The sequence below is a fragment of the Pseudomonas sp. GW821-FHT09D08 genome, from assembly GCF_059416305.1.
Map to the genome: position 1 here is coordinate 100,844 of NZ_JBWKOX010000016.1, position 10,261 is coordinate 111,104.

General features: G+C 61.4%; 15 protein-coding genes. 8 read left to right on the forward strand and 7 right to left on the reverse strand.

The window, feature by feature from the left end; genetic code table 11:
* Window positions 1-9: 9 nt before the first annotated feature.
* Genes AC07OP_RS23245 through AC07OP_RS23255 form a run of 3 tightly spaced genes read left to right on the forward strand, consistent with a single transcriptional unit; the run spans window position 10 to window position 3,532 of the window.
* Window positions 10-1,203, forward strand: a complete 1,194-nt coding sequence (locus tag AC07OP_RS23245; RefSeq protein WP_027604363.1) for a CaiB/BaiF CoA transferase family protein — start codon at window positions 10-12, stop codon at window positions 1,201-1,203.
* The gene (locus AC07OP_RS23250) at window positions 1,200-2,141 is read left to right on the forward strand and encodes a hydroxymethylglutaryl-CoA lyase (protein WP_495101020.1); all 942 of its coding nucleotides are present in this window, start codon (window positions 1,200-1,202) and stop codon (window positions 2,139-2,141) included. Before AC07OP_RS23245 ends, AC07OP_RS23250 begins: the two co-directional genes overlap by 4 nt.
* Before the next feature lie 59 nt (window positions 2,142-2,200).
* Window positions 2,201-3,532, forward strand: coding sequence for an MFS transporter (locus AC07OP_RS23255; protein WP_495101021.1), 1,332 nt, complete (start codon window positions 2,201-2,203; stop codon window positions 3,530-3,532).
* Here AC07OP_RS23255 and AC07OP_RS23260 read toward each other — a convergent pair whose 3' ends face one another.
* On the reverse strand, window positions 3,533-4,021 hold the full coding sequence (locus tag AC07OP_RS23260; protein WP_065938859.1) for a DMT family transporter: 489 nt from the start codon (window positions 4,019-4,021) through the stop codon (window positions 3,533-3,535).
* 77 nt (window positions 4,022-4,098) lie between these two features.
* On the opposite strand from AC07OP_RS23260, the gene AC07OP_RS23265 reads away from it, so the two are divergent.
* The gene (locus tag AC07OP_RS23265; protein ID WP_495101022.1) at window positions 4,099-5,007 is read left to right on the forward strand and encodes a LysR family transcriptional regulator; all 909 of its coding nucleotides are present in this window, start codon (window positions 4,099-4,101) and stop codon (window positions 5,005-5,007) included.
* Between the two features lie 7 nt (window positions 5,008-5,014).
* On the opposite strand, the gene AC07OP_RS23270 is transcribed toward AC07OP_RS23265, so the two are convergent.
* Together AC07OP_RS23270 and AC07OP_RS23275 are read right to left on the reverse strand one after the other, a co-directional pair.
* The gene (locus AC07OP_RS23270; protein ID WP_141156984.1) at window positions 5,015-5,299 is read right to left on the reverse strand and encodes a type II toxin-antitoxin system RelE/ParE family toxin; all 285 of its coding nucleotides are present in this window, start codon (window positions 5,297-5,299) and stop codon (window positions 5,015-5,017) included.
* Window positions 5,289-5,528 carry a CopG family ribbon-helix-helix protein gene (locus tag AC07OP_RS23275; RefSeq protein ID WP_065928241.1) on the reverse strand — a complete coding sequence of 80 codons (240 nt, stop codon included), beginning with the start codon at window positions 5,526-5,528 and terminating at the stop codon, window positions 5,289-5,291. The genes AC07OP_RS23270 and AC07OP_RS23275 overlap by 11 nt, the downstream gene beginning before the upstream one ends.
* A 99-nt stretch (window positions 5,529-5,627) precedes the next feature.
* Here AC07OP_RS23275 and fos point away from each other — a divergent pair, with 99 nt between their 5' ends.
* The 3 genes from fos to AC07OP_RS23290 all read left to right on the forward strand — a co-directional run bounded on the left by fos (window position 5,628) and on the right by AC07OP_RS23290 (window position 7,380).
* Window positions 5,628-6,038, forward strand: a complete 411-nt coding sequence (gene fos, locus AC07OP_RS23280; RefSeq protein ID WP_495101023.1) for a fosfomycin resistance glutathione transferase — start codon at window positions 5,628-5,630, stop codon at window positions 6,036-6,038.
* 54 nt (window positions 6,039-6,092) lie between these two features.
* A complete protein-coding gene (locus tag AC07OP_RS23285; RefSeq protein WP_027604357.1) occupies window positions 6,093-6,734 on the forward strand; it encodes a LysE family translocator in 642 nt (213 codons plus the stop codon).
* 118 nt (window positions 6,735-6,852) lie between these two features.
* Complete coding sequence (locus AC07OP_RS23290; protein ID WP_027604356.1) at window positions 6,853-7,380, forward strand: DUF4142 domain-containing protein; 528 nt, start codon at window positions 6,853-6,855, stop codon at window positions 7,378-7,380.
* A gap of 54 nt (window positions 7,381-7,434) precedes the next feature.
* Here the strand turns inward: AC07OP_RS23290 and AC07OP_RS23295 are convergent, their stop codons facing one another.
* A complete protein-coding gene (locus AC07OP_RS23295) occupies window positions 7,435-7,860 on the reverse strand; it encodes a low affinity iron permease family protein (protein ID WP_027604355.1) in 426 nt (141 codons plus the stop codon).
* Window positions 7,861-8,037: 177 nt separating this feature from the next.
* Here AC07OP_RS23295 and AC07OP_RS23300 point away from each other — a divergent pair, with 177 nt between their 5' ends.
* On the forward strand, window positions 8,038-8,820 hold the full coding sequence (locus tag AC07OP_RS23300; protein ID WP_141156987.1) for a GNAT family N-acetyltransferase: 783 nt from the start codon (window positions 8,038-8,040) through the stop codon (window positions 8,818-8,820).
* Here the strand turns inward: AC07OP_RS23300 and AC07OP_RS23305 are convergent, their stop codons facing one another.
* The 3 genes from AC07OP_RS23305 to AC07OP_RS23315 all read right to left on the reverse strand — a co-directional run bounded on the left by AC07OP_RS23305 (window position 8,821) and on the right by AC07OP_RS23315 (window position 10,255).
* A complete protein-coding gene (locus AC07OP_RS23305) occupies window positions 8,821-9,321 on the reverse strand; it encodes a methylated-DNA--[protein]-cysteine S-methyltransferase (protein ID WP_495101024.1) in 501 nt (166 codons plus the stop codon).
* A gap of 93 nt (window positions 9,322-9,414) precedes the next feature.
* Window positions 9,415-9,756 carry a hypothetical protein gene (locus AC07OP_RS23310; RefSeq protein ID WP_495101025.1) on the reverse strand — a complete coding sequence of 114 codons (342 nt, stop codon included), beginning with the start codon at window positions 9,754-9,756 and terminating at the stop codon, window positions 9,415-9,417.
* 88 nt (window positions 9,757-9,844) lie between these two features.
* The gene (locus tag AC07OP_RS23315; RefSeq protein WP_027604351.1) at window positions 9,845-10,255 is read right to left on the reverse strand and encodes a type II toxin-antitoxin system HicB family antitoxin; all 411 of its coding nucleotides are present in this window, start codon (window positions 10,253-10,255) and stop codon (window positions 9,845-9,847) included.
* Window positions 10,256-10,261: the final 6 nt, after the last annotated feature.

Below are 10,261 nucleotides of genomic sequence, written 5' to 3' on the forward strand. Positions count from 1 at the left end.
GTACACCCCATGACGGCTCCCTTGAGCGGTATCAAGGTGATTGAGATCGGCACGCTGATTGCCGCACCGTTCGCCGCCCGGCTGATGGCCGAGTTCGGCGCCGAGGTGATCAAGATCGAAGCCCTGGGGCAGGGTGATCCACTTCGTAAATGGCGAAAGCTGCATGAAGGCACCTCGCTGTGGTGGTACCTGCAATCGCGCAACAAGAAATCCCTGGCCCTGGACCTCAAGTCCGCTGAAGGCCTGGACCTGATCAAGCAGCTGCTCGGCGACGCCGATGTGCTGATCGAAAACCTGCGCCCCGGTGGCCTGGAAAAACTCGGCCTGGGCTGGGACGTACTGCACGCGCTCAACCCCAAGCTGACCCTGGTGCGTATCTCCGGCTACGGCCAGACCGGCCCGTACCGCGACCGCCCTGGTTTCGGTGCCATCGGCGAAGCCATGGGCGGGATTCGCTACACCACCGGCAACCCCGACTCGCCCCCGGCGCGGGTCGGCGTCAGCCTCGGCGATTCCCTGGCGTCGTTGCATGGTGTGATCGGTGCGCTGATGGCGTTGCTGCGGGTCAAGACCGGCCAGGGCGACGGGCAGGTTGTCGATGTGTCCCTGGCGGAAAGCGTGTTCAACCTGATGGAAAGCCTTGTGCCCGAATACGACATGCTCGGCCATGTGCGCGAGCGCAGCGGCGGCGCCTTGCCCGGCATCGCGCCCTCGAATACCTACCTGACAGCCGACGGTGCCTATGTGGTGATCGCCGGTAACAGCGACCCGATCTACAAGCGCCTGATGACCACCATTGGCCGTGCCGACCTGGCCGAAGCCGCCGAATTCGCCCACAACGATGGCCGTGCGGCGAAAAGCGCTTTGCTCGATGCCGCCATCACCCACTGGACCAGCAGCCTGCCTATCGAGCAGGTGCTCAGCGCCCTGGAAGCCGCCGAAGTGCCGGCCGGGCGCATCTACTCCGTGGCCGATATCGTCAGCGACCCGCACTACCAGGCGCGCGACATGTTGCTCAATGCCGAGCTGCCGGGCGGTGTGTCGGTGAAGATGCCCGGCATCGTGCCCAAGCTCTCGGAAACCCCCGGCGCCGTGAACTGGCAGGGCCCGAGCCTGGGCCAGCACACCGATGACATCCTCGGCAGTCTGGGGCTTACGGTTGCCGACATCCAACGCCTGAAAACCTCGGGAGTGGTGCAATGATCACTGACTATTCCGACCGGCTGATCGTGCAGGAAGTGTCCCCGCGCGATGGCCTGCAAATCGAACCGACCTGGGTCGAGACCGCTGACAAGATCGCCCTGATCGACCAGCTTTCCCTGGCCGGGTTTTCGCGGATCGAAGCCGGTTCTTTCGTGTCGCCCAAGGCCATCCCTGCATTGCGCGATGGCGAACACGTGTTCCAGGGCATTGCGCGCAAAGCCGGGGTGATCTACGTTGCGCTGATCCCTAACCTCAAGGGCGCCCAGCGCGCCGTCGAGTCGCGCGCCGATGAACTGAACCTGGTGATGTCGGCCAGCCAGACCCACAACCTGGCGAATATGCGCATGCGGTGCGAGGCGTCGTTGGCGGCATTCGGCGAGATCGTCAGCTTTGCCGCCGGGCACCCGGTACGCCTCAACGGCAGCATCGCCACCACCTTTGGCTGCCCGTTCGAAGGCAGGATCGATGAAGACCGCGTGCTGCAACTGGTCGACGCCTATCTGCAACTCGGCATCCAGGGCATCAGCCTCGCCGACACCACCGGCATGGCCAACCCGCGCCAGGTGGAACGCCTGGTCAAGCGCGTGTTGCAACGCGTGCCCGCCAGCGACTTGACCCTGCATTTCCATAACACCCGCGGCCTGGGCCTGTGCAATGTGCTGGCCGCCTACGAAGCCGGGGCCCGGCGTTTTGACGCGGCGTTGGGTGGCCTGGGTGGGTGCCCGTTTGCGCCGGGGGCGTCGGGCAATATCTGCACCGAAGACCTGGTCAACCTGTGTGAAGAGGTCGGCATTCCCACCGGAGTCGACCTGCCGCACCTGCTGAACCTGTCCCGCCGCTTGCCGGCCTTGCTGGGCCATGAATTACCCGGCCAGGTGGCCAAGGCCGGGCGCAATTGCGACCTGCATCCGCCGCCGGACTACATCGCCGCCTTGTAACGCCATACCAGACAACAAAAACAATCGGACGCCTGTGAGCAGTCCGCTGGAGAGAAACCATGAGCACTCATACGTTGGAGGCCGGCGTGCGCCCGGCCGCTGAAATCGATGCCGAAAAAGCCCTGGTCAGCAAGGTCGCCTGGCGCCTGATGCCGCTGATCATGGTGTGTTACCTGTTCGCGTTTTTTGACCGCATCAACATCAGCTTTGCCAAGTTCCAGCTGCAGGCCGACCTCAGCCTGAGCGACACCGCCTACGGCCTGGGCGCCGGGTTGTTCGTGGTGGGGTATGTGATCTTTGAAGTGCCGAGCAACATGATGCTGTACAAGGTCGGCGCGCGGCGCTGGATTGCGCGGATCATGATGTCGTGGGGCCTGGCCACGGCGGCCATGGTGTTTGTCACCGCCGAATGGCAGTTTTATGGCCTGCGTTTCATCATCGGTGCGATGGAGGCGGGCTTCGCGCCCGGTGTGCTGTATTACCTGACGTTGTGGTTCCCGCAGCACTTCCGCGGGCGCATTACCTCGATGCTGTTCCTGGCGTCCGCCTTTGCCGGCCTGGTAGGTGCGCCGTTCTCCGGCCTGGTGCTGGAACACCTCGACGGCGTGCTGCAGATGCGCGGCTGGCACTGGCTGTTCCTGCTCGGCGGCTTGCCCTGCATCGGCTTGGGCTTGCTGGTGCTGACCCTGCTCAAGGATCGTATCGAAGATGCGCACTGGCTGACGCCGGCGGAGAAGACCCTGCTGTCGAGCCGCATTGCCCGGCATGAGCCGAACACACATGGCGGCTCACTGCTGTCGGCGATCCGCATTCCCGGCTTCCTGACGCTCGGGTTTATCTACTTCCTGATCCAGGTGGCGTCTTACGGTCTCAACTTCTGGGCGCCGCAGCTGATTCGCAGCGCCGGCACCCAAAGCCCGGTGATGATCGGCCTGCTCACCGCGATTCCCTATGTGTGCGGCGCGATCAGCATGGTGGTGATCGGGCGGCTGTCGGACTCGACCGGCGAGCGTCGCAAGTTTGTCTGCGGCTTGGTGGTGCTGGGCGCGGTGGGCTTCTTCAGTGCCGGGATCTTTGCCGACCACACCACCTTCCTGATCATCGCCCTGGGCATGTTGGGCGCCGGCATCATCGCGTCGATCCCGACCTTCTGGACCCTGCCGCCCAAGTTGCTGGCCGGTGCCGGCGCAGGCGCGGCGGGCGGGATTGCGGTGATCAATACCCTCGGGCAGTTCGGTGGGATTGTCAGCCCGGTGATGGTGGGGCGGATCAAGGACCTTACCGGCAGCACCACCCCGGCACTCTATGTGATCGGCGTGTGCGCGCTGTTGGCGGCGGCGCTGCTGCTGTGGGGCCTGCCGCAAAAGCTGCGTACCCTCGACAAGGCCTGATCAGCCGGCGGTTGTCAGCGCTTGGGCCGGTGTGGCGCTGAACTGAATCAACGCCACGCCGCCCATCAACAACAACGCGCCAAGGATTCGAGGCGTTGTCAGTGGGCGCTCCGCCAAGCCAAACAGGCCGAAGTGATCCAGCAGCAGCGACGCGAGAATCTGCCCGGCCATGGCCAGGGCGATAAACCCCGACGCGCCCAGCTTGGGCAGCAGCGTCAACGCCAGCGCGATAAAGCACACGCCAAACGCGCCCCCGGCCCACATCCACAGGGGCGCCTTGGTGATAAATGCGAGGCCGGGCAGCGGCAGGCGCAGCGCCACGATCACCGGCAGCAGCACGAGGATGCTCACCAGCAGCGACGCCAGGGTGGCCCACAGAGGATGCCCAAGGCCGCGTCCGAGGTTGGCATTGATCGCACTTTGAAACGGCACCATCGCCCCGGCGATCACCGCCAATAGCAACAAACCGGCCCAATGCAACGTCGTCATGGCGAATCTCCCAGAGGTTTTGCTGGACTCTAGGTTATTCGTCACGCAAATTTAAATTCCAAGTTTTTATGCCGAGCATGCAACTGATGAATGATCTGCGCCGCGTCGACCTTAACCTGTTGGTGGTCCTTGACGCCTTGCTCAGTGAGCAACACGTCACCCGCGCCGCCGAGCGTTTGCACCTCAGCCAGCCGGCAGTGAGCCACGCGCTGGCGCGCTTGCGCGATTTATTGGGTGACCCGTTGCTGGTGCGCCAGGGCGGCACGTTAGTGCCCACGGCCCGCGCCCTGGAGTTGGCGGCGCCATTGGCCGAAGCCCTGGCCCAGGTGCAGGCGTTGCTGGCGCCGAATCGCTTTGACCCGGCATCAGCCAAGCGCCGGTTTCGTGTGGCGATGTCGGACTACAGTGCGGCGATTTTCCTGCCGGGTCTGGTTCGCGTCCTGCGGCGTGAAGCGCCCGGTATCGACCTGCAAATCATCCAGGCCAGCCGCGAAGGCATGGTGGAGGGCGTGCTCAACGGTGATATCGACCTGGCTGCCGGCGTCTTTCCCGACATGCCCGCCGAGCTGCGCACTGCGCCGTTGTTCGAAGAGCATTACACCTGCCTGCTGGACCGCAACAGCCTGCCGCAGGGCGGTGTGCTCGACCTGCTCACCTACCTGTCGCGCCCCCACGTACTGCTGGAAATGCGCGGCAGCGGTGCGCCGGAAATCGAGCGGGCACTGACCGCGATTCGCGAGCGACGGCATGTGGCGATCAGCCTGCCGCACTGGGGCGTGGCGCCGCAGTTGATCAAGGGCACGGACTTGATTCTCACCGTATCGTCGCGAGGCTTGCTGAATATTGATCACCCGCATCTGGTCGCCGTGGCGCCGCCGTTTCATATTCCGTCGTTTACCTTTGAACTGGCGTGGCATGCGCGACGGGGCGGGGATTCGGGGTTGCAGTGGTTGATTGGGCGAGTGCAGGGAGGGTTACAGGGCTGAATGGTTGCTACCAGGATGTCGGTGGCTGGCGACGTGTATGAAAAAATCGCATCACTTGTAATCGTCCATCTCGAATCCGGTAGGGAACGATGTAAGGCCATCGAGGCACTACCCACTCCCGCGTTCCTGGCACTCGACCTTCCTTTCCCACAGCAGGAAATTCAGCGACATGTCCTAGCCCAACCATGATGGCCTGGACGAACTCATGAGCGGCTTTGGGATTTTCCTGCGCAATGTACGCGGCTTCATCATCAAGGTTCTTGAGGGCTGTCCTCAGCCACTCAACCTGCATTGGTGCGCCATTTATCGGCGACAGCTTTTACCTCCGCAGCCGTTGCGAACTCGCCTGCGTCTGCTTCTTTCAATGCTTTTTGAATTTCTTCGATTTGCCACGCTTCGCGCGTCAAGTATTCGCGTAATGCATCGACTGCGAGAAAGGATTTGCTGCGCCCGGTCGCCTTGGCGAGACTGGCAAGCGTGGCGGCGATGTCTTCGGGTATGCGTAGGGACATAACAGACATGGGGAGCCTCGATGTAGTGATGTGTAGTGCAACATACTACATTGTCATCTCTTCATGATTTGCCCCCGTTCGTCAGGGGATCCGATAAGGAAAATGCTCATGCTTTCAGGCCTCAACCACTTGACCCTGGCCGTCACCGACGTGAGTCGCAGCGTCACCTTTTACCATGAGTTGTTGCAACTCAAGCTCGAAGCCACCTGGGACACCGGCGCCTATTTGTCATTGCCGGGCCTATGGCTATGCCTGTCCCTTGATCCGCTGCGCGACTCGAAGCCGGCGGCCGATTACACCCACTATGGGTTCACTGTCGCAGCGAGTGATTTCGCTGCGCTGGTCTCGCGCCTGCGCGCCGCCGAGGTGCAAGCGTGGCGCGACAATCGCAGCGAAGGCGCTTCGTTCTATTTCCTTGATCCCGACGGCCATAAGCTCGAAGCCCATGTGGGCGACTTGGCTTCGCGCCTGCTGGCTTGCCGCGACCAGCCCTATGCGGGAATGCGGTTTTACCCATAGCGCAGGAACGTGCAGAATCCGTCCACCTTCCCATGCTTTGTCAGAGTCGCGACCATGACCCCCTCCTTGCTGCTTGCCGTCCTCGCTTCGGGTTTTATCTACGGTATTACGCCTGGCCCCGGCGTATTGGCGGTGTTTGGCATCGGCGCCGCCCGGGGGCGTCGTGCCGGGGCGGGGTTTCTGTGCGGGCACTTGCTCGGCGATGTGCTGTGGTGCAGTACGGCGCTGATCGCGATTGTGGGCGCGCGGGAAGTCGGCAGCAGCGCGTTCGATGTGCTCGGCGTGCTCAGTGGGCTGTACCTGTTCTGGCTCGGCTGGCGCGCGATTCGTACCCAGCGTCGCAGCAGTGAAGCCCCCCAGGGCGCGGCGCGGCATCCGTTCTGGCACGGCATCCTGTTCGGCTTGACCAACCCCAAGGCGTATCCAGTGGCCGTGGCGACATTTACTGCATTGCTGTCCAGCCGCGCCGAATTGCTGACCTGGTCGATGCTGCCGGCGTTGATCTTCCTGAGCTTCGTCGGTGGCCTGTTGGCCTACGCGATCCTGATCGGCGTGGTCGGTGCCCAGCGGGTGCGCACGGTGTATCAGCGCCATGAAATCCTCATCACCAGGCTCTGCGGCGTGATGTTTATCGGCTTCGCCATCAATGCCCTGGCCCATGCGCTGCCAGGCCTGTTCGGCAGTAAACCGGCCTGACTGGGCACGACCGTTCGTCGCGCGGGCAAGTTTTTTCTAAACCTTTGCCGCCCTGAAAATTCGAATTCAGGGCGAGGTGTCTTTCCCCGCACCTATTTTTGCCCTGGAGGAACCCATCATGAGCCGCATGGCTATCCGGTTACGCACCGCCAGTTTCGCGATGCTGCTGGGCCTCGGCGCCAGCAATGCTTTCGCCCAGTCGCCTGCTGAATTCATCGAGCAGGCTTCGGCCAAAGGCATGGCCGATATCGAAACCAGTCGCATGGCCCACGCCAAGACCTCGTCCCAGGAAATCAAGGACTACACCATCGAGGTGATCAACGAGCGCACCCTGGCCAACCAGCATTTGGCGGCCATCGCCAAGAAGCTCGACCTGCCCGTGGCCCCACGGGAGAAGATCGTCGACAAGGCCGAAACCCTGATGCCCGAACTCAAGGACGGCGACTCCTTCGACGCGGCCTACACCGCGCAGCAAGTGAAGGAAAACGAAGACGCCATTGCCCTGTTCAAGCGCGAAGGGGCGGCCTCGGATGTGCCGGAAATCAAGGCACTGGTGGATGAGACGCTGCCCAAGCTGGAAGAACGTCTGCAAAAGGCCCGAGCCCTGGCCTCGACCTACGGTAAGGGCCATCAAGGCGACGGTTGAGCCTTTCGCTTGATATAAAAAACGGCGGTTGGATCATGTCCAACCGCCGTTTTTTTATGCCTGGTTCAGATCGGTCTTGTTCGGGGCCGCATCGTCGGCCGCGTGGCCACAGCTGCTGTTCAGGCTGACGGTGCCGGTGTTGCCGATGCTGCGGTATTCCTGGCGCAGTTTTTCCAGTTCCTTGCGGTCCAGGCCGTCCAGGCTCAGCACGGCGTTCTGCGCATCCTTGGAGACCCGCAGCAGTTCATCGATCTTGATGTGCAGGATGTCGTTATCGCGGTTTTGCGTGTTCTGGATCAGGAACACCATCAGGAAGGTGATGATGGTGGTCGAGGTGTTGATGATCAACTGCCAGGTGTCGTTGTAGTGGAAGTACGGACCGCTCAAGCTCCACAGGAAAATCAACGCGACCGCCGCATAGAACGTCCGGGCACTGCCTGCCCAACGGGACAGGGATTGTGAGACTGCAGAGAATTTCATGACCGCTTTCCTTAAAGGTGAGTGATGAAAATACTGACCGCAGGCACGCTCTGAAATTTCTTTTTACATCTTTGGGTGTGAACAAAGTTGTGCGTTTTTCTTCCGGGCTTTTAGGAGTGGGCTTACGGCACACGACGCCGCGAGGGGCAAGACTGGGATTTTATCCGGGAACGCCCTATGCACGCTAACGCCGCCTGTGACCTGACTGCGCTTTATCACCAGACCGAAGATCATTATTTCGCTGCCACTTGCTCGCTGCATCGTCGCTACAACGCTTGTATCAACGCTTATTTTACCGACGGGTATTTCGAACCTGCGAACCTGTTGTTTATCCGGATAGGCAGCACCCCGATGGGGGACGCCATGGCGGCGCCCATGGAACTGATTCGCTGTATCTTGATGAATACACGCATCGTGATTCATGAGGAGAAGGTCGCGCAGGTAGGTGCGGTGCTGATGGGGATCGGCTTTCAGGCAGCCGAAAAGACCACGGCGATGGCACTCGATCTGTCGCGCCTTGTTTCATCGGAGCGTGACAGCACTGTACAGGTCAGCTTGACTCGAAACCTGGAAGGCTGGGCGGCTCCCCTTGGCAATGCGTTTTTGCTCCCGCCTGAATGGGTTACGCGTTATCAGGCACGGCACCAGCGGGCGCTTGACGTGGGTCAAGCGCTTTACCACTTCACCTTGTCCACTGAGGGGCAGGTGAGGTGTTCGTTGACGCTGTCCATGTGCAATGGAGAGGCCCGGCTTAACGATGTCGGCACGATCACGGAGTTCCGCGCCAAGGGGTATGCGACGCAACTGATTCAAACCGCGCTGCTTCATGCTTCGAGCCTGGGGGCCCGGCGCTGTTTTCTTGAAGCAACGACCCAGGGCGTTTCGGTGTACCGCAAGTTGGGTTTCGAAGATTTATTCGACTACCAGTCTTTTGTCCGTGGCCCGGTCGCAGGCCAGTGATCAGAAGGTCATTTTTCCTTGACCACGGTCCTCGAGCGTCAACAGATACTGCTTGGCTTCGAGTCCTCCGGCAAACCCGGTCAAGGTGCCCGAGGCACCAATCACTCGATGGCACGGCGCAATGATCGAGATGGGATTACGCCCATTGGCGGCGCCCACGGCTCGTACGGCTTTCGGGTTGCCGATCTGCCGGGCGATCTGGCTGTAGCTGCGGGTTTCGCCAAAAGGAATAGTCAGCAGCGCCTGCCAGACCTGTTTCTGAAAGTCGGTACCGGCGAAATCCAGTTCCAGGTCGAATGTGTGGCGAGTCCCCGCGAAGTACTCCTTCAACTGGCGCTCGGTTTCCAACAGCACCGGGCTGTCCTTGGCTTCGCGCAATTGACCCAGGCGCACACGGTTGGCGCGTTCGACTTCCCACAGGATGGCACTGAGCTTGCCATCGCGCGCCACCAGGGTGAGTTCCCCGACAGGGGAGGGCATGAGCTTGTATTCGTAGGACATGAGCGGGCTCCTCGAAGGGCGGTTGTTAAACGTTACAGGCCTACGGTAATGCCATCCGCCGGACTGAACACTACGTTTCTTGCGGTGGAATTCTCACTGGCCCTGGACATTCCAGTAAACCCAGTTGGAATAGTACGGGTACCAGTAGAACCAGGAAATCCTGTAGAGCCCCATGATGACTGAGGCCTCCCCGATGACGACCAGGGAAATCAGATTGAACAGCGTGACGATTGCAGCGAATACGGTGACGCCTCGGCTGGCATGGCGCCTGGCAAACACTACGCCGTAGACGGATGCGGCGATGGATCCGAGCGCCAGCCCCAGCCCCAAGGGATACGGGAGCCGCACCAGTGCGACCAGCAGTGGTAACACCAGCACCCAGCCGAGTACTTGGCGCAGTACAGGTGTGGATGTGGGTTGTTTGGGTTCAGTCATTTCAATAACCCTTGGGTGGCAAGCTCAATGAAGCGACATCATCACGCTATGGATGCAGTGCCGCATTCAGACTTTGCTCCCGTTGCAGCTACCGATCCTGTTGCAGCACCTTGAGCGCCGCCGACGCGAGGAAGCCCGAGCGGCTTTTTTCCTCCGGGTGGTGCAGTACATATTCATCGATGCGGTTGAGCAGGTAGCCCGGCAGCGTGATGTTGAGTTTTTGCGCCTTGCCCAGGTACTTGGTGACATCGATGTCTACAACCGCCCAAGTGCAGCCGGCGTACTGAGGGTTGGCGGCATGCACGGTGACCTTCTGGGCGCTTGGGATCGGCGCGCCGTCTTCCGCGAGGATTTCGAAGTGCCCTTCGATGGCTTCGCGCGCCATGGCCATGGCGTCGTCCAGGTCGTCACCGGCAGAGTAGCAACCGGGAATATCCGGGACTTCCACGCCCCAGGCGTGATCGTGGTCACCGGTTGAAATTGCGATGGGGTACAGCATGTTCGT